The sequence below is a fragment of the Streptomyces sp. NPDC055962 genome, assembly GCF_042270185.1.
GTDB lineage: Bacteria > Actinomycetota > Actinomycetes > Streptomycetales > Streptomycetaceae > Streptomyces.
Genome location: NZ_JBHJYN010000012.1, coordinates 152655 through 173980, shown reverse-complemented (window position 1 = coordinate 173980; position 21326 = coordinate 152655). Strand labels below are relative to the sequence as shown.

Genomic DNA, 21326 nt, shown 5'->3' with positions numbered 1-21326 from the left:
CCGCACGCGGAAGCGGTCCGCCGCCGAGCGGACCGGACGTTTCCGGGGCGTACTCCTTCCGGTCCTGCGCCCCGCGGACAGCGGGACGACCGGCACCGTGCACGCACACCACGGTGGTCACCCGGGGCGGGCGATGAGCGGACGCCGTGGACGCCGAGGTGCGCCACAACCCTTGACGAGTACACGTATGCAGGCCAAGAATGATCGCGCAGTGCGCATGACAACGTTGTCTACGTCTTCGAGAGGCGCTCATCCCATGAGATGGACCCACTGGATTCGCGGTGCGGGGGCTGCGGCCGCCACGGCAGCCCTCCTCGGCGGCGCCGTCGCCGCACCCGCCGCGGCGGACGGAGGGGGCCACGCCGAGCGCGGTCGTCTCACCGACCTCGTCAACCCGTTCATCGGGACCGAGAACGAGGGCAACACCTACCCGGGCGCCGCGGTGCCGTTCGGGATGGTGCAGTTCTCGCCCGACACCGGACACAACACCGGCTACGACTACTCCGAGAACCACATCCGGGGCTTCTCCACCGTCCACATATCCGGCGTGGGCTGCGGCCTCGGCGGAGACCTCCCGGTACTCCCGACGACCGGTGACGTCACCTCGACGGACAACGCCACGTACGCGGCCGAATTCAGCCACGACGACGAGAAGGCGGGCCCCGGCACCTATGCGGTCGGCCTCGGGACGGGCATCAAGGCCGAGCTGAGCGCCACCGAGCGCACCGGTGTGCAGCGTTACACCTTCCCCGCCACGGACAAGGCCAACGTCCTCATCAACGCGGGCCAGTCGCTGCACAAGACCCTGCACACCGAAGTCGAGATCCTCGACAACCGGACCGTGCGCACGGCCATCACCGGCAGCGGCTTCTGCCAGGACACCAAGCCGTACACCGTGTACACGATCACCCGCTTCGACCGGCCCTTCACCACCTCCGGCACCTGGAAGGGCGACGCGGTCACGGAGGGCTCGAAGACCTCCTCGGCGGCCGCCGAGCGCAACGGCGCCTTCCTGCGCTTCGACACCACCAAGGACCGCACCGTCGAGGCGACGACCGCGATTTCCTACGTGGACGCGAAGGGCGCGGCCCTCAACCTGCGTGCCGAGGGCGGCCGTTCCTACGACCGTGTCGCCCGCGCCGCACAGGCCGCGTGGGAGGACCGGCTGGACGACGTCGAGGCGAAGGGCGGCAGCGAGACCCTGCGCCGGACCTTCTACTCGTCCCTCTACCGCTCGTTCCTCGCGCCGAACATCGGCAGCGACGTCGACGGCCGCTACACCGGCTGGGACCAGAAGACCCACCGGGCCAAGGGCTTCACCTACTACCAGAACTGGTCGCTCTGGGACACCTACCGGACCCAGGCCCAGCTCCTGTCCCTCCTCGCCCCCCACGAGTCCCGTGACATGGCGATCTCCGTCCTCAAGATCGACGAGGACAGCGGCTGGCTGCCCAAGTGGGGCTACGGGACGGTCGAGACGAACATCATGACCGGCGACCCCGTCACGCCGTTCCTCACCAACGCCTACCAGCAGGGCCTCCTCAAGGGATACGAGGAGCAGGCGTACCGGGCGCTGAAGAAGAACGCCGACGGCGTGCCTCCGGCCGACTCCGCCCCCGTGGGCCGCGAAGCCAACAAGGAGTACCTCGCCGACGGCTTCGCGCCGTACATCAAGGGCCGTGCCCATGTGAAGCCGGGTGACTCCGACTACGACCACGGTGCCTCCGCGACCCTGGAGTACGCGCTCTCCGACGCGATGCTCGGGCAGATGGCGAAGGAGCTGGGGCACCAGGACGACGCCGCCCGGTACGCGGAGCGTGCGCAGAACTACCGCAAGATCTTCGACAGTTCGACCGGCTTCTTCCGTGCACGGGACGTGAACGGCGACTTCACCGGCCCCGTCGACCCCGCCCAGAGCGAGGGCTTCCACGAGGGCACGTCCTGGCAGTACCAGTGGCTCGTCCCTCAGGACCTGCCCGGCATGGTCTCCCTGATCGGCGGCACCGACTCCGCCAACGAACGCCTCGACTCGTTCTTCGCCTACGAGCAGCTGCTCCAGGACCCGGCGAAGACCGCCCGCGAGGTGTGGGTGAACGGGCCGTACGACTACTACAACGCGGACAAGTACAACCCGCAGAACGAGCCCGACCTGATCGCGCCCTACACCTACCTCTCCACGGGGCAGCCCTGGAAGACGACGGACGTGGTGCACGCCGCGCTCACCCTCTTCACCGACGCCCCGACGGGCATGACGGGCAACGACGACCTGGGCACGATGTCCGCCTGGAACGTCCTGTCCTCGATCGGGATCTTCCCGGTGCAGCCGGGCACGGACACCTGGGGCCTGTCGACCCCGGTCTTCGAGCGGGTCGACCTGACCCTGGACCGGCGCTACTACCCCAAGGGGAAGCTGACCGTGAAGGCCCAGGGCACCTCCGACTCGGCACGCTACATCCGGTCCGCGAAGACGGACGGGAAGGCGTACGGGAAGACCTACCTCACCACCGAGGACATCCGCTCCACGCGTGACCTGACCTTCGAGGTCGGCTCGGAGCCCTCGCAGTGGGGCACCTCGGCGGACGCGGCACCGCCCGCCCTGAAGTAGGACACCGGCTCCCGTCCGTACACGCCGGAGGTCCCGCCCCTCGCCGAGGGGCGGGACCTCTCGCTTCCACGGGCCGCGACGGGATTCAGCCGTCGAGCCGGCCGGGACTCAGCCGTTGAAGCGGTCGGGGTCGAATCCCGTGCGCTCGTCGCGGTTCAGGGCGCTGATCTCGCCGACGTCCCCTTCGGTGAGCTCGAAGTCGAAGAGGTCGAAGTTCTCCTCGATGCGCCGCTGCGTCACCGACTTGGGGAACACGATGTCGCCACGCTGGAGGTGCCAGCGCAGGGTGACCTGAGCGGTCGACCTGCCGACCCGGTCCGCGATCCTGACGAGCGCCGGGTCGTCGAGCACCTTGCCCTGGGCGATCGGTGACCAGGCCTCGGTGGCGATGCCGTGTTCGGCGCCGAAGGACCTCACGGCGTCCTGGGTGAGGTACGGGTGCACCTCGATCTGGTTGACGGCGGGCACCACCACGCTGCTGTCCAGCAGGCGCCGCAGGTGGTGCGGCTGGAAGTTGGAGACCCCGATGGCCTTGACGCGGCCCGAGCGGTAGATCTCCTCCAGTGCCTTCCAGGTCTCCACGAAGTCGCCCCTGTCGGGCAGCGGCCAGTGGATGAGGAAGAGGTCCAGATAGTCCAGCCGTACCTTCTCCATGGTGCCCTCGAACGCCTGAAGGGCGTCGTCATAGGCGTGGGCGCCGTTGTCCAGCTTGCTGGTGACGAAGACGTCGGCCCGGTCGAGACCGGAATCCAGGACCGCCTGGCCGACCTCCTTCTCGTTGCCGTACATCTGCGCCGTGTCGATGTGCCGGTAGCCGGCCTTCAGGGCCGCCAGCGTGGTCTCGCGGGTGTCCTCCGGAGGGATCTGGAAGGTCCCGAAGCCGAGCTGGGGGATCTCCACACCGTTGTTGAGGGTGAGGGCGGGTACTGAGGGCACGAAGGGCTCCTTAGGTCGGTGTCTCGGGGTGTGGGCGATGCGAGGGCCGGTCCGGGCCGGAGGTCGGACACGCCCCCGGGCGCGGGTGCCTGCCCGCGCCTCAGCCGGCGATTCCGCGCAGTTCCGCGTCCGGGGGCAGGATCCGGACCAGCTTTCGGTTGACGAACTCCTGCATGCCGAGCTTCGACAGCTCCCGCCCGTATCCGGAACGCTTGATCCCGCCGAACGGCAGGTCGGGCTGGGTGGACGTGGGGTGGTTGACCCAGACCATGCCCGTCTCCACACGCTCCGCCACGCGGCGGCCCCGCTCCACGTCCGCGCAGAACACGGACCCGCCCAGGCCGTACTGACTGTCGTTGGCGAGGGCCACCGCCTCGTCCTCGTCCGCGACCCGGTAGATGACCGCGGCAGGTCCGAACAGCTCCTCGCCATAGGCGCGCATCCCGGGTTTGACGCCGGTGAGGATCGTCGGCTCGACATAGGCGCCCGGGCGGTCGAGGCGGCGGCCGCCGGTCACGAGCTCGGCGCCCTGGTCCACGGTCTCGCGGATCTGGTCCACCAGGTCCGCGGCCGCCTGCTCCGACGAGAGCGGACCCAGGGTCGTCGAGTCGTCGGAGGGGTCACCGGCCGCGAGTGCCTCGAAGCTCCGGCGCATCCCCGCCACGAAGTCGTCGTACACCTCGGCCACGACGATGAACCGCTTCGACGCCACACAGCTCTGCCCGGTGTTGGCCATCCGGCCGGCGACCGCGGCGCCGACGGTGCGCTCCAGTCCTTCGCCGTCGAGCACGATGAAGACGTCGCTGCCGCCCAGCTCCAGCAGACTGGGTTTCATGTTCCGCCCGGCCCGTTCGGCGACCTGCGCGCCCGCCTTCTCGCTGCCCGTCAGCGAGGCCCCGCGTACGAGCGGGCTGTCGATGATGCGGGAGACCTCGTCATGGCTCACGAACAGGTTGGTGTAGACGCCGGCCGGTGCCCCCGCGTCCTGGAACAGCGACTCCAGGGCCAGCGCGGACTGCGGGCAGATGCCCGCGTGCTTGACCAGCACGGTGTTGCCCAGCACGAGGTTGGGCCCTGCGAAGCGCACCACTTGGTACAGCGGGAAGTTCCAGGGCATGACACCCAGCAGGACACCGAGGGGCTCGTTGACGAGATACGCCTCGCCCTCCGCGACGTCGAGGGGCTCGTCCGCAGCGAAGCCGGGACCGTGCTCCGCGTAGTAGGTGAGGATCGAGGCGGCCAGATCGACCTCGCCGCGCGCCTCGGAGATCAGCTTGCCCATCTCCAGCGTGATGATCCGGGCCAGGGACTCCTTGCGCTCCTTCATCAGCTCGGCGGCTCGTCCGACCACGGCCGCACGGTCCTCGACCGGCCGCGCGCGCCACGCGCCGAACGCGCGGTCCGCCGTGTCGAGGGCGGCGTCGACCTCCTCGCCCTCGATCGCGGGGAACTCTGCGAGTGTCTCGCCCGTGGCGGGGTTGACGGTGGCGAAGGCGCTCTTGCGCTGATCCGACATGAAGACTCCAGAACGACGTGGTGAGGGGACAGGTGAGTCGCGCGGCGGAGTGCTGGATTCCGTCCTCTCTGCGGGGTACCCGACATCAATCGGGGCAAACAGGTCGATACGCCCTGATGGCTGTACGGGTACGCGGCGTGCGTGAATCCGCACGCTCCGCACATGGTGACGGGCGGCGGACATGCCCCGGGGCGTGGCTCCACGCCGAGTGGCCCGGAATTCAGCACCCCTTCCGCGCCTGTCCGTCCTGCCCCGCAGTGAAACCCGGAGCCGGGATGCCCCGGGCCCAGACCTGTTGAAGGGCCCGGTGGTCGAGCACCGTGATGCCCTCCCGGGCCACAGCCTCCCGGGCTTCCGGTGAGGTCAGGAACAGATGGTCCGTGTGCCGCACCTGCCAGCCGTTGTCGAGGGCCCGCGCCTCCGGGGTGTCCAGCCCCGGATGGACGGCCCACTCGCTGAGTCCGGGCGGCAGGTCGCGCAGCAGTCGGCCGTACCGGGCCGGCTTGTTCTCGGTCCCGAGGGAGAAGCTGTCGAGGAACGGGTGATCGACGACGGGCAGCCCCCGCCGGCGCATCGCGCTCAGGCCCGGCTCCAGCCAGACGCGTACGGCGAGGCCGTACTCCGCGGCCAGTCCCACGGTGAGGTCGAGGATGTCGTCGCGTCCGCCGTCCGCCAGGCAGTGGAAATCCAGGTGGGTCGGGGAGAGCCCCGCGTCGGCCACGGCATCGATCTGGGCGCGGAACTCGGTCTCCACCTCCTCGGCCCTGGCCCGGCCGAGCAGTGCGGCCCGCCCTGCCGGGGTCGGTTCGAAGAGGTCGCCGGAGGGATCCAGCAGTGAGGGCACCTTCTCCCTGCTGGTCAGAGGGCCCCAGGGGTGCCGAGGCATCTCGCACACGAGGGTCAGATGGATGCCGAACGGAATCCAGGGTCTCCGGCGGAGCCGTCGCATGGCGTCCTCCGCCGCCGGACACACCGTCATGAGGCTGCAGGACGTTGCGATTCCCTCCTCCACCGACTCGATCACCGCGGTGTTGACCGCGGAGTACATCCCGAAGTCGTCGCAGTTGACGATCAGGAGGCGGGCATCGGGCGGAAACCCGGGGACGCCGTGCGGCGGAGACGTCGGGGCTGAGGGTTCGCAGGCGCGTCCATCCATGCGCGCAGTCTGAGGCTCTCCCCGGTGACCGCGCACGTGGATTCTCGTGCTCCGCGGCTTCCGGGGCCCTGCTCCTGCCCCGTCGCGGGGCGCCCGCGCGGAGCTGGGGGCCGTCCGTGCGGCGGGGCGCACCGGAAAAAGAGTTTGACCTGCGTTCTACGGTTCTGGGATGACGACTCCGCTCCGGTTGGAACCGGTCACCGCAGCCAACATCGACCAGGCGATCGGCCTGAAGGTCCGCCCCGACCAGGAGCACCTGGTCGCTCCGGTCGTGAAGTCCCTGGCCGAGGCGTACGTGCACCCGGACATCGCCTGGCCCCGGCTCCTCTTCGACGGTGACCGGCCCGTCGGCTTCCTCATGGCCTTCCTCGGCATCGACTTCGCGGGCGACGGCACGGGCGCCGACATCCGCTCGGGACTGTGGCGGCTCAACATCGCGGCCGGTGAACAGGGGCGGGGATACGGCCGCTTCGCCGTCGAGGCCGTGGCCGCCGAGATCCGCCGCCGCGGCGGCACCCGCCTGACCACGACCTGGCACCCGGGCGAGGGCGGTCCCGAGGGTTTCTACCTGGGACTCGGGTTCCGGCCGACGGGGGAGACGAGCGGGGACCAGACGGTGGGAGAGCTGGAACTGCGCTGACTGCCGTCCCCTTACGGAACGGACAGCTGTTCCTCACGGAACTGACGGCTGTTCACGCTCCTGGGGCCGGCGGGAGCGCCGGTCCCAGGAACGGGGCCCGGACGGCAGGCCCTCCTCCGCGACGATCGAGGGAGGGCGGTCGTCCGGCCGTCCGGCCCGCTCCCGCCCGGGACCTCGACGGCACCGCGGGCGGGGCTCCTCCTACCGGTCCTTGGCCAGGGCGAGGAGCTCGGCGAACAGGCCTCCCGCGTGCGCGAGTTCCTCGTAGGTGCCCTGCTCGACCACGCGTCCCTCGCGCAGGACGACGACACGGTCGGCCAGCCGGGTGTTCTCGAGCTGGTGGGTGACGACGATGGTCATGCACTCGGCTGCGATCCGCTTGATCTCGAGGAAGATCTGGTGCTCCCCGCGCGGGTCCATCTGCGACGTCGGCTCGTCCAGGATCAGCAACGGGGTCCGCCGGTACAGCGCCCGTGCGCACGCCAGCCGCTGCCACTGACCGCCGGACAGCTCGGCCCCGCCCCAGAGTTCCCGTGCCAGCAGCGTGTCGAGCCCTTGCGGCAGTGCCTCCACCGCCTCGCGCATGCCGACGGCGTCGACGGCCTTCCAGACCGGGCCGTCGTCGTACGTCCTGGGCTGGCCGAGGGTGATGTTCTCGCGTGTACGAAGCGGCCAGCAGGCGAAGTTCTGGGGCACGAGGGCGGTGCGCTTCCACACGGCTTCGGGGTCCGCCTGGGCGAGATCGATGCCGTCCCACAGGACGCGGCCCTTGTCGGCCAGCAGGATGCCGGTGAGGAGCCTGGTCAGGGTCGACTTGCCCGAGCCGTTCTCGCCCACGACCGCCAGGATCTCGCCGCGCCGCAGGGTGAGCGAGACACCCGCCACGGCGGGCTCGTCCTTGCCGGGGTACCGGTAGACGACTTCGTCGAGCCGGATCTCGTCCACCCGGTCGGGGACGGACGCTCCGCCCCGCTTGGGGGCGCGTTCGTCCGCCGTCTCCAGGAAGGTCTCCATGTCCGCCAGGTAGAGGGACGTGTGGAAGAGCGCGGCGCCGTGGACGACGAACTGGGAGAGCGCGCCCAGCGCGGTCTGGACGGCGACGACCGCAGTGGCGGCGACGGGCAGGGCCACGCGCCCGGAGACGGCCAGCCACGCGAGTGTCGCCCAGGTGCTCAGCAGGAAGACACCGCCCAGGGAACTGGTGGCCAGGGTGATGCGCAGCATGCGGGGGGCCGCGGCGAGCGTGCGCCGGTCGATCCGGTCGGAGAGGGCGCGGTACCAGTGGACGAGGTAGCCGGTCATGCCGTTCGCCCGGACCTCGTCCCCGTGGCGGGAGTACGTGGCCCACCAGCGCATCATGGAACGCACGTTGCGGTCGGCCACGTTGGTGTAGTGGGTCTCGTAGTCCACCCGGGCGGCCAGCACGGCACCGAAGCCGGCGGGAAGCACGGCGAGCAGGAGCAGCGGCATCATCATCCAGTGCAGCGCCGTGATGACTCCGGCTGCCGCGATCATGCGGACCAGGGCCGACATGAACCGCTGCGCGTCCTGCACCATCATCCGGGTCCGGGTGACGCCGACCTCCGCGGCCTCCTGACGGTCGGCGAACCCGTCCTCCCCGTACGCGGACGACTCGACGCGGCACACGGCGGAGACGAGCGCGATGTCCGCCTCGGTCGTCAGGAGCGGGGTGATCCGGGCGTCGGCGTACGACGACAGGGCGCCGCTGACGCGGCCTACGCCCGCTGCCGCTGCCACCACGATCAGATCGGGCAGCGAGGCGTGCAGGCGTTCGGAGACGGGCCCGGAGGCCAGGATGTGCGCCATGGCCCGCGCGGTGAACGCGAGTACGACGGCGGCCGCGCTCCCGGTGAGGAGCTGGCACCCGAGGAGGAGCACGGCGGCGGTCCTGTCGACGGTCCAGGTCCGGCGTCCGGTGTGTACGAGGATCGTGGGCAGCCGCCTGCACAAGGCCCCGAAACTGGCCCCTGCCAGGGGGTTCTTGCCGAGTTTGCCCTCGAAGGTGATGGTGGCCGGAGGGGGAGGGGGAGGGGTGTCGGCGCGGGCGGCCGAGGGGTCGGTCACGGTCACTCTGCATCTCTCCTGATGTCCGTGCCGCGCCCGGCAGGCTCGGCAGTACACGTCCTAACGACGCGTCGCCGCATTCGAACGTGCTCGATTCCGGACGACCGAGGGCCCTTGAACGGCAAGGCCTCCGGACCGTGTTCGGTGTACCGGTGCCGCTGTCGAGCGGTGCGAGTTGGCCGAAACGCCGGTGCTTGAAACGCCTGGGGCGTACGGGGTTTCCGGGAACGGAGTCACTACGTCCCGAGGTGCGTTGAAGCGCTTCGATTTTCTGATCTCGCCGCAGGGCTACCCGGAGGCGGGAACTCCGTCAGGGTGCCTCCCGGCCGTTGAGGCTCCCGGTCCCGTGCGATCCCTTGACACCCCTGCACCCTGGTGCCATCGTCGAAGCGCTTCAACGATCTTGCCCGCGGGTTCCGGTCCTGGCCCCCGAACTCTGAGGACAGACCATGGTGTTCTTCGACAATCCCGTGATCCCCGGCTTCAGCCCGGACCCGAGCATCTGCCGGGTGGGCGAGGACTACTACGTCGCGACGTCGAGCTTCGAGTACGTGCCCGGGGTGCCGCTGTGGCACAGCCGGGACCTCGTGAACTGGCGGCTGATCGGGCACGCCCTGGACCGGCCGTCGCAGCTGTCGCTGCCCGACACGGCCCCGTCCTCGTGCGGCGTCTACGCCCCCACCCTCCGGCACCACGACGGCCGCTTCTGGATGATCACCACGGTGGTGGCCGGCCAGGGGAACATCCTGGTGACCGCCGACGATCCCGCGGGCCCGTGGTCGGACCCCGTGCCGGTCGGCATCCCCGGCATCGACCCCGATCTGGCCTGGGACGACGAGGGGAACTGCTGGTGCGTCTTCTCCCACGACGGGATCCGCGCCGTGCGCATCGACCCGGAGACGGGCGACGTGCTCGGCGAGCCGGTGGGGATGTGGTCCGGGAGCGGCCTGCAGTATCCCGAGGGCCCGCACCTCTACAGGATCGGCGACTGGTGGTACCTGCTGCTGTCGGAGGGCGGCACGGAGCGTGGTCACGCGATGTCGGTGGCCAGGGCGCGCACCCTGACGGGTCCCTACGAAGCGCACCCGGACAATCCCGTCCTGTCGCACCGCAGCACCGGCCACCCGGTGCAGAACACGGGCCACGGCGATCTGGTGCACGCGCACGACGGCACGTGGTGGATGGTCCTGCTGGGCACCCGGCCGCGTGGTGACACCCCGAAGTTCCACGGGATGGGCCGGGAGACGTTCCTGGTGCCGGTGCGGTGGGAGGACGGGTGGCCGCTGCCGGGCCCGCTGGAGCTCCGTGCCCCGGCGCCGGACATGGAGCCGCACCCCTGGCCGGCCGAGCCGGACCGGGACGACTTCGACGCCCCGGTGCTCGCCCCCCGCTGGGTCGCGCCGAGGCGGCACGACCCGGCCGCCGTACGCCTCGACGAGCGGCCGGGCCACCTGGTGCTGCACGCGCGGGCGGACGGTCTGGAGAAACCCGGTGCGCTGTTCGTGGGGTGGAGGCAGGCGGAGCCCGACTGCGTCGCCCGCACCCGGGCCGACGTCGGCGAGGGGGGCCGGGGCGGCCTCGCCGTACGGCTCGACGAGGCGCACCACTACCAGGTGGAGGCGGAGGGCGGCCTGGTGCGCGCCGTCGCCCGCATCGGCCCGCTGCGGGCGACGGTGGCCGAACGGGCCGTGGGACCGGGCCCCGTGACGCTGCGGATCGACGTGACCACCACGGACGTCCTGCCGCCCACCGTCACGGTACGGCCCGAGGGCTCCGACGCCACGGCGCTGTCCGGGCTGCGCACGGGCGGGCCCGACACCTTCCGTCTGGGGTACGAGACCGGTGACGGGACCTTCGAGGTCCTCGCCGAACTCGACGGCCGCTACCTGACCACGGAGGTCGCCGGAGGCTTCACCGGCCGGGTCGTCGGCATGTACGCGACCCGGGGCACCGCGGCGTTCGACTGGTTCGAGCTCCGTCCGGCCTGACGGTGCCGTGCGGGTCCCCGGCCGCCGTCGCGTCGGCCGGGGACCCGCACGGGATGGTGGCTCAGCGGGCCAGGGCCGTCTCCAGCCACTGGAGGACGTCGGGCGTGACCGGATCGGTGAGGTCGGCGAACTCCTCGTGCTTCTTGAGGAACTTCGCCACGTAGGGGCAGACCGGCACGATCCGCATGCCCGAGGACCGTACGTGGGTCAGTGCCTGCTCCACGAGGACGGAGGCCAGCCCCCGGCCCGCGAAGGCGTCGTCGATCTCGGTGTGGAAGAAGACGCGCTGCCCGTCGCGGTCGCGGTAGGCGGTGAACCCGGCGGACACGTCGTCCACCAGGATCTCGTAGCGGTGCCTGGCGTCCACGTTCCGGACGAGCGGGTCGGCGGCCTGGGTCATCGTCCACTGCCTTTCGGGTGTGTCGGGTTGCCCCGCGGTGCGAGGGCGGCGTTGGGGAGAGCGGGAGCGGGGATGCGGTCGCCGGGGTAGCCGTCGACACGGCCGAAACGGTCGGACGCCGCTTCCCAGTCCTCGCGCGCCTCGACGATGTCCTGATGGCTGCGGCCCACGAAATTCCACCACATGACGATCTGTTCCCCGAACGGTGTCCCGCCCACGAGGACCGCACGTGCGGGGGCGTCCGTCTCGTTGGCCAGGGTCACCGTTCCTCTGCCGGGGGTCAGATAGCCCAGCTCGCCCCGGTCCAGCGGTGTTCCGTCCACGCGGATGCTTCCCTGGTCGACCAGGAGCCCGTGCTCGAAAGCGGTGTCCGTGTCGAGAGTCGCCGTCGCCCGCGGGTCCAGGACGATCTCGGCGCCGAGCAGAGGGGTGAAGGTGGGGACCGGCGAGGTGTCCCCGGCGAGCGTGCCGAGGAAGACACGGATCGAGGCGCCCTCCCGGTGGACGGGGTCCGGTGTGTGGTGCCGGAAGTCCCGTCCGGTGTCCCGGTGCTCCTCGGGGAGGGCCACCCACAGCTGGACGCCGTGCAGGATCGTGGTGCCGGGGGTGGACACCTCGGTGTGGCTGATCCCGTGGCCACCGGTCATCAGGTTCAGCTCCCCGGGGCGCACGTAGGCATGGCTGCCCAGGCTGTCGCGGTGCTCGATCTCCCCGCTGAACAGCCAGCTGACGGTCTGCAGGCCGATGTGCGGATGCGGGGCCACGTCCATCCCGCCGGTCCCGGCGACGTCGTCGGGACCGTAGTGGTCGATGAAGCACCAGGCGCCGATGAGGGTGCGCGCCCTCTGCGGGAGTGTGCGCCGTACGGTCATCGCCCGGGGGCCGCCCAGGGGCACGTCACGGGCCGTCAGTACCTCGACAGGGGGCTGGACCGACGGCTCCCCTCGCCCGTCGGCGCCCGCCTGCGGGGAGACGCTGCCCGTCTCGGCGACGCTCATCGATGGACCCCCTGTACGACCATGGTGCTTTCATGTTCAACAATCATGCTCAATGGTAAGCCGTGGTCCGTCCGGGCGCACGGTGCGGTGAGGGGCGGCACGTCCCGGTGAGGAGTCAAGGGTGAACGGCACGGAGACGGGACATGGGGAGAAGCGGGTCTACGTCGACAAGCAGAGCCCGAAGGCGTACCACGCTTTTACCGCTGCGGCCGAGACGGTGCGCACGGCCGCCCAGGAGGCAGGGCTGCCGCGGACCCTGGTCGAGCTGGTCAACCTCCGGGTGTCACAGATCAACGGCTGCGCCTACTGCCTCGACGTCCACACCCGGGCGGCCCTGCGCGCGGGCGAGACGACCCAGCGGCTGGGCGTACTGGCCGCCTGGCGCGACACCGAGGTGTTCACCGGACAGGAGCGCGCCGCCCTCGCCCTCGCCGAGGCGACGACGCACCCCGCGGACGCCGCCCTGCAGGAGGACGCCTACGCCACGGCGCGCCGGACCCTCTCCGACGACGAGATCTCGGCCGTGATCTGGGTGGCCGTCACCATCAACGCGTTCAACCGGGTCTCCGTCATGAGCAAGCACCCCGTGCGCGGAGTTCCCCGGCAGTGACGCGACCGGGCCGACGTCTCCCGCTGCCCGGATCCTGATCCCGATCCGGGCAGCCGTCCGCCCTCCCGCGGTCCTTCCTCCCGCCGTCCGGGTGAACTCCGCTCCGACCGGGCCGTGCGCCGGGCAGGGATAGCCACATCCGCGGTTCTCGCGGCCGGCACCACCGGTGGACGCGGAAGCGGACAGGCGGGCGAAAGGGGATCTCCATGCTCGGTCCACGGGCGACACGGGCAGGAACCGCCGGCCCCGGCGGGTCCGCCGGGGGGTCGGGCACGGTGACCGTCGACGCCCTCCTCGCGGAACACCTGGACGGGAGGCTTCGGGAAGCGCGGCAGGTGGACACCGTGTTCGCCGACGAGGTGGCCTCCAGGGTCGCCGCGTTCGTCCTGAACGGCGGCAAGAGGCTGCGGACGGCCTTCGTACGGTGCGGATGGATGGCCGCAGGCGGAGCGGGCGACGCCGGGACACCCCTGCGCATCGGCGCCGCCCTCGAACTGCTCCAGGCCTGTGCACTGGTGCACGACGACGTCATGGACGAATCGCCGGTACGCCGGGGCGCACCCGCCGTGCACGAGGACTTCGCCCGGATGCACCGGGCGGGCCGGATGCGCGGCTCCGCCCCCTCCTGGTCGGCCAACGCCGCGGTGCTCGCCGGAGACCTGGCGCTGGCATGGGCCGACGACCTGCTCACCGAGACCGCGCTGTCCTCCCCGTACGGCGAACGGCTGCACCACGAGTGGCAGGCGATGCGCGTCGAGATGGCGGCAGGCCAGTACCTCGACGTGCGGGCGCAGGCGACAGGTTCCTCCGACCTCGCCCAGGCCAGGCACATCGCGACGCTCAAGAGCGCCCTGTACACCGTGGAGCGGCCGCTCGCCCTGGGCGCCTCCCTGGCCGGGGCCGACACCCGCACCATGGACGCGCTGCGGTCCGCCGGGCAGTGCGTGGGACTCGCCTTCCAGCTGCGCGACGACCTGCTGGGCGCGTTCGGGGACCCCGACGTCACCGGAAAGCCCACCGGCGAGGACCTGCGGGCGCGCAAACTCACCTGTCTCCTCGCGGTCGCGGTCAGGCTCGCCACCGAGGCCGGCGACACCGACGCCCTCTCCGCCCTCGGCGCGGAGGGCGCTCCGCCCGGGGGAGAGACGGTCCCCCGTATCCGGGCCGCTCTGGAACGAACGGGTGCGCGGGCCGCGGTGGAGGAGGAGATCGCCGGTCTGTCGGCATCCGGCCTGCGTCACTTCGCCGCCTCCGGAGCCGGTGAGGCCGCCCGGCGGGAGTTCGCCTCGCTCGTGGCCCGCGCCGTGGATACCGGCACCCCCCGCGACGGGGAGGGCGTATGAGGACCGTCCCGGGCCCCACGGACCACGTGGTGGTCGTCGGTGCCGGCCTGTCCGGCCTCGCCGCCGCCCTCCACCTGACCGGCGCCGGACGGAGCGTGACCGTGGTCGAACGGGACGCCGGGCCCGGGGGCCGGGCGGGACGGGTGGAGCTCGGCGGGTACCGGATCGACACCGGACCCACCGTGCTCACCATGCCGCACCTCGCCGACGAGGCGTTCGCCGCCGTCGGCGACAGCCTCCACCGCAGGGTGGAGCTCATCCCGCTGCACCCGGCCTACCGCGCCCGCTTCGCGGACGGCAGCGGGCTGGACGTCCATACGGACGGCGACGCCATGGAGGCCGAGGTGCGCCGGTTCGCCGGGGCGGCGGAGGCCGCGGGATACCGCCGGATGCGGACCTGGCTGGAGCGGCTGTACCAGGCCCAGATGCACCGGTTCATCGACACGAACTTCGACTCCCCCTTCCAGCTGCTGCACCCGGACCTGGCACGGCTTGCCGCCCTGGGCGGCTTCGGCCGGCTCGACCCGCGGATCGGCACCTTCCTCTCCGACCCGCGGCTGCGCCGGGTGTTCTCCTTCCAGTCGCTGTACGCGGGTGTCGCCCCGGCCCGCGCCCTCGCCGCCTACGCCGTCATCGCCTACATGGACACGGTCGCGGGCGTCTGGTTCCCCAAGGGCGGCATGCACGCGCTCCCCCGGGCCATGGCGGACGCGGCTGCCGACGCCGGATGCCGGTTCCGATGGTCCTCCGAGGTGGACGCGCTGGAGCAGTCGGCGGGACGGGTGCGTGCCGTACGGCTGGCATCCGGCGAACGGATCAGCTGCGACGCCGTCGTCCTGACGCCGGACCTCCCCGTCGTCCACCGCCTCCTGGGCCGCGCACCACGCCGCCCGGTGCCGCTGCGCCACGCGCCCTCGGCCGTGGTCCTGCACGCGGGCACGGACCGCACCTGGCCGGAACTGGCTCACCACACGCTCTCCTTCGGCGCCGCCTGGGAGGGAACCTTCGACGAGCTCACCCGCACCGGACGCCTGATGAGCGACCCGTCGCTGCTCATCACCAGGCCGACGGCCCACGACCCGTCGCTCGCCCCACGGGACAGGCACCTGCACTACGTCCTTGCCCCGTGCCCCAACACCACGACCGGCCCGTCGGCGGCAACGTGGCACGGCCTGGGTCCCCGCTACCGGGACAGCCTGCTGATGGAGCTCGAACGCCGGGGGCTCGACGGCTTCGAGGCGTCCACGGAGCAGGAACTGCTCGTCACCCCGGCCGACTGGACGGCCCAGGGCCACGCGGCGGGTACCCCCTTCTCCGTGGCGCACACCTTCGCGCAGACCGGCCCCTTCCGGCCCCGCAACCTCGTACGCGGCCACGACAACGTCGTCCTCGCCGGATGCGGAACCACCCCCGGGGTCGGCGTCCCCACCGTCCTCGTCAGCGGCAAGCTCGCCGCGGCCCGCATCACGGGCCCCGTCCGCGCGACGCGCGTGCGCCGCCGTCGCCCCGTCCTCGAGAGGCAGAGCCGATGAACCGACGTGAACTGGACGCCGCCGGGATCACCGCGCCCGCCCTGCGCGCCGCGTACGCCCGGTGCAGGCGGCTCAACGCCCAGCACGGCCGGACGTACTTCCTGGCCACCCGGCTGCTGCCCGTCGAACGCCGGCCCGCCGTGCACGCGCTGTACGGCTTCGCCCGTTGGGCCGACGACATCGTGGACGACCTGGACCGCCGGCAGCCTCCGGAGGAACGCGACCGCCTGCTGCGCCTGCTGGAGAGCGACCTGGCCGACGGGCTGCGCACCGGGGGTGGTGACGAGCCGGTGGTCAGGGCCGTCGCGGACACGGCCGGGCGCTATGCCATCGACCACGGGCTCTTCGCCGACTTCCTCACCTCCATGCGCAGCGACCTGACGGTCACGGACTATCCGACGTACGACGACCTGCGGAGCTACATGCACGGTTCGGCGGCGGTGATCGGGCTCCAGATGCTGCCCGTGCTCGGGACGGTCGTGGCCCGTGAGGTGGCCGCTCCGCACGCGGCGGCCCTCGGAGTGGCCTTCCAGCTGACCAACTTCCTGCGGGACGTGGGCGAGGACCTGGACCGCGGACGCGTCTACCTCCCCGCGGACCTGCTCGCCGCCCACGGAGTGGACCGCCGGCTGCTGGAGTGGAGCCGCCGCACCGGTCGTCACGACCCGCGGATCCGGGCCGCGTTCGCCGAAGCCGACACGATGATCCGGTCCGTCTACCGAGAGGCGGAGCCGGGCATCGCCATGCTGGAGCCGCGGGTACGGCCCTGCATCCGCACGGCGTTCGTCCTCTACCGGGGCATCCTCGACGCGGTCGCCGCCGACGACTACCGGGTGCTGCACCGCCGCGCCGTGGTGCCGCGCAGGCGGCGGGCCGTGACCGCCGCGGGCGGGCTCGTACGGATCCTGGGCGCGCGGATGCGGACCGGCCCGCCCGCCGCGGTGCAGGATGCGGCCGCCGGGGCGGAGGGATCCCTGCGATGAGCGGACGACGGAGACGGACGGACTGGACCCCGCCGCTGCGCCTGCGGCGCGTCCCCCGCTGGGAGGGACAGACGCCGACCTGGCGCCGGGCGGCACCCGCCGTGATCGCCGGAGCACTGAAGCGGGCCCAGGCACGGCCGTCCGGCAACTGGTACGTCGTCGGGTCCTCCCGCGCGACCCTGGGACGGGACCGTCCGTACGGCAGGACGGTCGCCGGGGTCGAAATCGTCCTGTGGCGTTCGCAGGACGGCACGCTGCACGCCGGCCCGGGGGAGTGCCCCCATCTGGGGGCACCCCTGCGCGACAGCCGGGTGACGTGCGGGACGCTGCGGTGCCACTGGCACGGACTCGCCCTGGACGGGACCCCGTTCGCCGGCTGGGTGCCCTATCCGGTGCACGACGACGGGGTGCTGGTCTGGGTGCGGCTCGACTCCGCCGGAGGCGAACAGCCGCTGGAGCGACCGGTCGTGCCGGTGAGGCCGGAGGGACGGGGCGCGGTCGAGGCGGTGTTCACCACCGCCGGGCGCTGCGAGCCCGAGGACGTGGTCGCCAACCGGCTCGACCCGTGGCACGGCTCCTGGTTCCATCCGTACGCGTTCGTCGGCCTGGAGGTGTCGGGCACTCCCGAGGACGGCGCGGACGACGCCTTCGCGGTCGATGTGTCGTTCAAGGTCGCCGGCCGGCTGATGGTGCCGGTGCGCGCCGTGTTCACCGCCCCCGGACCGCGGACGGTGGTCATGCACATCACGGACGGCGAGGGAGCCGGTTCGGTGGTGGAGACGCATGCGACCCCGCTCACCGCGCCCGGCGCCACCGAACCGCGGACGGCGGTGGTCGAAGCCGTCGTCGCCTCCTCGGACCGGCGGGGCTTCGCCCTCGCACGCGCCGCCGCGCCGGCCCTGCGGCCCCTGATGCGCCGTACGGCCGGCCGGCTGTGGCGTGACGATCTCGCCTACGCCGAGCGCCGCTGGACGCTGCGGAGCACCGGGCGTTTCCCCGGCTGAGCCTCAGCCCCCGGCGGCCAGGCCGGCGAGGGCTCGCAGGGCCCGGGACCGCCCGGCCCGTGGGACGGTCCAGAGCACCTGCCCCCGGACGCCCCATCCGGCGAGGAGCGCGTTGGCGGCCAGGAATCCCGAGGTCGCCGCGCGCTCCATGAGGGCGACGGGGAGCCCGGTGCGCACCAGGTCGCCCGCCAGCGTGACGCGGGGGTGGGCGGTGCGGACGCCCGGCCGGCGGGGGTAGCCGCCCACGGAGAAGACCGGGCAGTCGGCGCGCCACTCGTGGCGGGCGTCGACGACGCGGGCGTCGGCGGTCTCGGGGTAGACCTCGTGCAGCCGGTCGATCATGCGGCCGCGGACCGCCTTCCTCTCCTCCCGCACGTCGACGGCGTAGGCGTGCAGCTCGACCACGGACCCGCCCGTACGGGCGGCCCAGCGTGCCGATTCGCCCTCCCAGCGGTCGAGGACGCTGACGTTGTCGAGACCGTCGTATCCGCTGGTCCCCAGGAACCCCGGACGGTCCGCGCGCACGGGGCGGTCCAGCCACAGCCGGGAGACGAGGAACGGAGGCGCCGTGCGCAGGGAGGCGATGTCCGCGCGCCAGGACGCCTCACCCAGCTGCTCCGACGCGCCGACGACATGGCGCAGGCCGTTCGTGTCGAGAGCCAGCACCACCGCCTGGTGGCGGTGGGCCGCCCCCTCGGTCTCCACCGTCAGATCTCCACCCGTGGCCGGGCGGACACGCAGCACGGGCGAGCCGGTGCGCACCCGGGCGCCGAGCTGCCGCAGATAGCAGCCCATCGGTTCCCACAGGGCCTGAGGGAACGGCTCGGCCGGCACGTCGAAGAGGAGTCCCTCGGAGGACCCGAGGAAGTAGATGTGGAACATCAGCAGGAGCTCGGCGGCGGACAGCTCGCGCGGGTCGGCGAAGAAGCTCCGGGAGAACACCTCGAAGGCCAGGTGACGCGCAGCCTCGGGGAAGTTGATCCGGCGCAGGAAGTCCTCGGCGCTCACCCCGTCGAACCGCTCGTACACCTCGGGGACCCGTACGTCGAGGAGGGGCAGGGCCTCGCGGGGGTTCATCGCGGCGAGGTCGCGCCAGCCGAACGCCGGGCTGAGCGCGACGAATCCGAGCGCGCTCCACGGCGGGGTCCTCGGGACGCGGGCGAAGCTGTCCGCCAGGCCGTCGCGGTGGCGCAGAGGGTAGTCCGGCAGCGGGGTGAGCGACGCGAGTCCGGGGTCCGTACGCCGCAGAAGGCCGCGCAGGTTGTAGTACTGGCGGAAGAAGGCGTGGAAGCCGCGGCTCATCGTCGCCGCCGACCCGTCGGCCAGGTGCACGGGCCACCCGGCGAGCCGCCCGCCGAGGCTCTGCCCCTGTTCGTACAGGGTGACGCGGACACCGCGCTCGGCCAGGGCGGTCGCGGCCGCGATGCCGGCGATGCCGCCACCGACCACCGCGGCCGAGGGGGCGTCACCGGTGAACCGCGCACGGCCCGGTTCCGGCAGGAGGACCTCCGCGCGGCGGTCGCGTCCGTGCCGGCGGGCGTCCGGACGGAACCCGCGGCCACTCACGACGCCCCCGCCCCGGCGGGTCCCACGCCGCTCCGGGCCAGGAAGACATGGACGATGCCGGTCTGCCAGCCTCCGACGGGGACCGTCCGCACGAACGGGAACCCGGCCCGGGCGATCCGCTCCGCGAAGACGGGCGCGGAGTCGAACGCCAGGACGCTGCGCCACAGATGGCGGTACAGCTCCCGGTCCCCGGTCAGGGTGCCCGCGGGGACGATGACCCCCCGGCAGACCGCGTTCCACAGGGCCCGGTGCGTGGGGGAACCGCTGAGGCTGTACTCGTGGACCAGCAACCGGCCGCCGGGACGCAGGAGCCCGCGCACGGCTTCGAGGATCTCACCGGGTTCGGCGACGTTGCGGAAGAGGTAGGCGGCGAAGACCGCGTCGTACGAACCGTCGTCGTCGGTGGTGGCCAGCTCCTCGGCGGACCGGTGCAGGAAGCGGACGTTCCGGGGCCAGCGCTTGGCGCGCGCCCGCTCCAGCATGCCGGCGGACGCGTCGACCGCCGTGATCCTCGCGTACGGGGCCGCCCTCAGCAGGGCCCGCGTCGACGCGCCCGTCCCGCAGCCCAGGTCGAGCACCCGCAGCCCCCGTCCGCCACGGGGCAGCCGGAGGCGGTGCGCCGAGCGGAACAGGTCCGAGCGGTAGCCCGGGTTCAGTGCCGTGAGCCGGTCGTAGGAGTACGAGGCGTGATCGAAGGCGCGCGCCAGGTCGTGGTCCCGCAGCAGGGTCATCGGTGGCTCTTTTCAGGTCGGCCGGTGGACCGGCGGGCGAGGAAGGGGAGTTCGGCCGCGGTGCGGAGCATCGGGCCCACGGGGGTCCGCAGACCGATGGAGAACTCCTCCCACGGCGTGCTGCCGCCGTCGAGGAAGCGCAGCAGCCGTTCCATGGGGACACGGCGGAAGAGCTCGGTGAAGAAGCGCGGGCCGTCCACCCGCCCGGTGTCCAGGGCGCGCAGCAGCACGGCGTCCATGGCGAGCGCACGGCGCCCGTGCGGCGGCGGCATGCCCGGCAGGCCCCGCTGCAGCGCCTCCGCGACGGCCCGGCTCTGACGCTGCACGGCGGCGAAGGTGTAGCCGGTCGCCGGACGGGTGGCGCCCCCGGCCGCCCCGATACGGAAGACCGCCCGCCCGGCCCTGCGCGGAAACCGCGCGTCGGTCATGGGGATGACCCCCTGTTCGGCCGACTCCACGGCGAACCCGCCCAGTCCCAGGACGCCTGCGGTGTACTGGCTCAGGGCGGTGTCGTACGCGGCCGTCGTGAGCGGGGCCCGGGAGAATTCGGTGTACTCCACCAGCGCCCGGTCCGGGGCGAGGGGCAGGACGTAGCCGAACGCGAGCCCGTGGCGGGGCTGCGGGACCCGGAAGTCCATGAGATCGGCCACCCCGGGATCGAAGCGGGGCGAGGCGGTGCGCACGAACCAGCCCCGGAAGTGCTGGAGCAGCAGCGTGCGGTGCGGCGGGACGACCCGCACGGGACGCGAGTCGAAGACGTACCTGCCGCGCAGGACGAGCGGCCGCCCGCCCGGCGTCGTGCAGTGCACCTCGCCGCCGTCCCGTGTGTCGCGCACCTCGTGGGCGGTGGCACGCACCAGACGGCCGACCGGGGAGGCCGCCAGACGGGAGTGCACCAGACGTTCGAACGGGCCCGAGCGCACCATGCGGTACCGGAGCGGCGCTGGGTCCGACTCGATCACCGCACCGTCCGGGCCGCGCACGCGGAGCCGCTGCCAGGAAGCGGTGACGGCCTCCTCGAACGGGCCGGTGCCCGCCTCCCAGTAGCACCAGGTGCGCTCCGCCGGGCGCAGCGGTCCTTCGGGGGCCTCCACGAGCGTGACACCCGTGCCCACCCCGGTGAGCCAGTGGGCGAGGCAGAGCCCGGCGGCTCCGCCGCCCACGATCACGGCGTGGTCCACACGGTCCCGGACCCCTCCGGTCCGGGCCTGCCCGGTCACGGTCACGCGCCCA

At 72.4% G+C, this 21326-nt stretch carries 17 protein-coding genes; 8 read left to right on the top strand and 9 right to left on the bottom strand.

The window, feature by feature from the left end:
- The first annotated feature begins 256 nt into the window (after positions 1-256).
- Positions 257-2605 (top strand): GH92 family glycosyl hydrolase, encoded by a 2349-nt coding sequence (locus ACFC51_RS28680; RefSeq protein ID WP_376531606.1) that lies wholly within the window; start codon positions 257-259, stop codon positions 2603-2605.
- A 108-nt stretch (positions 2606-2713) separates the two neighbouring features.
- Here the strand turns inward: ACFC51_RS28680 and ACFC51_RS28675 are convergent, their stop codons facing one another.
- From ACFC51_RS28675 to ACFC51_RS28665, 3 genes are all read right to left on the bottom strand, one after another.
- Positions 2714-3541, bottom strand: coding sequence for an aldo/keto reductase (locus ACFC51_RS28675; RefSeq protein WP_376373145.1), 828 nt, complete (start codon positions 3539-3541; stop codon positions 2714-2716).
- Between the two features lie 100 nt (positions 3542-3641).
- On the bottom strand, positions 3642-5057 hold the full coding sequence (locus ACFC51_RS28670; RefSeq protein ID WP_376373143.1) for an NAD-dependent succinate-semialdehyde dehydrogenase: 1416 nt from the start codon (positions 5055-5057) through the stop codon (positions 3642-3644).
- A 220-nt stretch (positions 5058-5277) separates the two neighbouring features.
- On the bottom strand, positions 5278-6213 hold the full coding sequence (locus tag ACFC51_RS28665; RefSeq protein ID WP_376531604.1) for a polysaccharide deacetylase family protein: 936 nt from the start codon (positions 6211-6213) through the stop codon (positions 5278-5280).
- 169 nt (positions 6214-6382) lie between these two features.
- Between ACFC51_RS28665 and ACFC51_RS28660 the strand changes: the two genes are divergently transcribed.
- Positions 6383-6853 carry a GNAT family N-acetyltransferase gene (locus ACFC51_RS28660; RefSeq protein WP_376373137.1) on the top strand — a complete coding sequence of 157 codons (471 nt, stop codon included), beginning with the start codon at positions 6383-6385 and terminating at the stop codon, positions 6851-6853.
- A gap of 201 nt (positions 6854-7054) precedes the next feature.
- Here ACFC51_RS28660 and ACFC51_RS28655 read toward each other — a convergent pair whose 3' ends face one another.
- Complete coding sequence (locus tag ACFC51_RS28655) at positions 7055-8944, bottom strand: ABC transporter ATP-binding protein (protein ID WP_376531602.1); 1890 nt, start codon at positions 8942-8944, stop codon at positions 7055-7057.
- Between the two features lie 443 nt (positions 8945-9387).
- On the opposite strand from ACFC51_RS28655, the gene ACFC51_RS28650 reads away from it, so the two are divergent.
- A complete protein-coding gene (locus tag ACFC51_RS28650) occupies positions 9388-10926 on the top strand; it encodes a glycoside hydrolase family 43 protein (RefSeq protein WP_376531600.1) in 1539 nt (512 codons plus the stop codon).
- A gap of 61 nt (positions 10927-10987) precedes the next feature.
- Here ACFC51_RS28650 and ACFC51_RS28645 read toward each other — a convergent pair whose 3' ends face one another.
- Together ACFC51_RS28645 and ACFC51_RS28640 are read right to left on the bottom strand one after the other, a co-directional pair.
- Complete coding sequence (locus tag ACFC51_RS28645; protein WP_376373132.1) at positions 10988-11326, bottom strand: GNAT family N-acetyltransferase; 339 nt, start codon at positions 11324-11326, stop codon at positions 10988-10990.
- Positions 11323-12324 carry a pirin family protein gene (locus ACFC51_RS28640; RefSeq protein ID WP_376373130.1) on the bottom strand — a complete coding sequence of 334 codons (1002 nt, stop codon included), beginning with the start codon at positions 12322-12324 and terminating at the stop codon, positions 11323-11325. The genes ACFC51_RS28645 and ACFC51_RS28640 overlap by 4 nt, the downstream gene beginning before the upstream one ends.
- A gap of 121 nt (positions 12325-12445) precedes the next feature.
- Between ACFC51_RS28640 and ACFC51_RS28635 the strand changes: the two genes are divergently transcribed.
- From ACFC51_RS28635 to ACFC51_RS28615, 5 genes are all read left to right on the top strand, one after another.
- Positions 12446-12934 (top strand): carboxymuconolactone decarboxylase family protein, encoded by a 489-nt coding sequence (locus tag ACFC51_RS28635; protein ID WP_376373128.1) that lies wholly within the window; start codon positions 12446-12448, stop codon positions 12932-12934.
- A 206-nt stretch (positions 12935-13140) separates the two neighbouring features.
- On the top strand, positions 13141-14277 hold the full coding sequence (locus ACFC51_RS28630; RefSeq protein ID WP_376373125.1) for a polyprenyl synthetase family protein: 1137 nt from the start codon (positions 13141-13143) through the stop codon (positions 14275-14277).
- Positions 14274-15809, top strand: a complete 1536-nt coding sequence (gene crtI, locus ACFC51_RS28625) for a phytoene desaturase family protein (protein ID WP_376373123.1) — start codon at positions 14274-14276, stop codon at positions 15807-15809. Before ACFC51_RS28630 ends, crtI begins: the two co-directional genes overlap by 4 nt.
- On the top strand, positions 15806-16792 hold the full coding sequence (locus ACFC51_RS28620; RefSeq protein ID WP_376373120.1) for a phytoene/squalene synthase family protein: 987 nt from the start codon (positions 15806-15808) through the stop codon (positions 16790-16792). Before crtI ends, ACFC51_RS28620 begins: the two co-directional genes overlap by 4 nt.
- Positions 16789-17796, top strand: coding sequence for a DUF5914 domain-containing protein (locus tag ACFC51_RS28615; protein ID WP_376373117.1), 1008 nt, complete (start codon positions 16789-16791; stop codon positions 17794-17796). The genes ACFC51_RS28620 and ACFC51_RS28615 overlap by 4 nt, the downstream gene beginning before the upstream one ends.
- A gap of 3 nt (positions 17797-17799) precedes the next feature.
- Here ACFC51_RS28615 and ACFC51_RS28610 read toward each other — a convergent pair whose 3' ends face one another.
- The 3 genes from ACFC51_RS28610 to ACFC51_RS28600 are packed head-to-tail and all read right to left on the bottom strand — an operon-like array spanning position 17800 to position 21319.
- On the bottom strand, positions 17800-19362 hold the full coding sequence (locus ACFC51_RS28610; RefSeq protein WP_376373115.1) for an FAD-dependent oxidoreductase: 1563 nt from the start codon (positions 19360-19362) through the stop codon (positions 17800-17802).
- Positions 19359-20093 carry a class I SAM-dependent methyltransferase gene (locus ACFC51_RS28605; RefSeq protein ID WP_376373112.1) on the bottom strand — a complete coding sequence of 245 codons (735 nt, stop codon included), beginning with the start codon at positions 20091-20093 and terminating at the stop codon, positions 19359-19361. Before ACFC51_RS28605 ends, ACFC51_RS28610 begins: the two co-directional genes overlap by 4 nt.
- Positions 20090-21319 (bottom strand): lycopene cyclase family protein, encoded by a 1230-nt coding sequence (locus tag ACFC51_RS28600; protein ID WP_376531598.1) that lies wholly within the window; start codon positions 21317-21319, stop codon positions 20090-20092. The genes ACFC51_RS28605 and ACFC51_RS28600 overlap by 4 nt, the downstream gene beginning before the upstream one ends.
- Positions 21320-21326 lie beyond the last annotated feature (7 nt).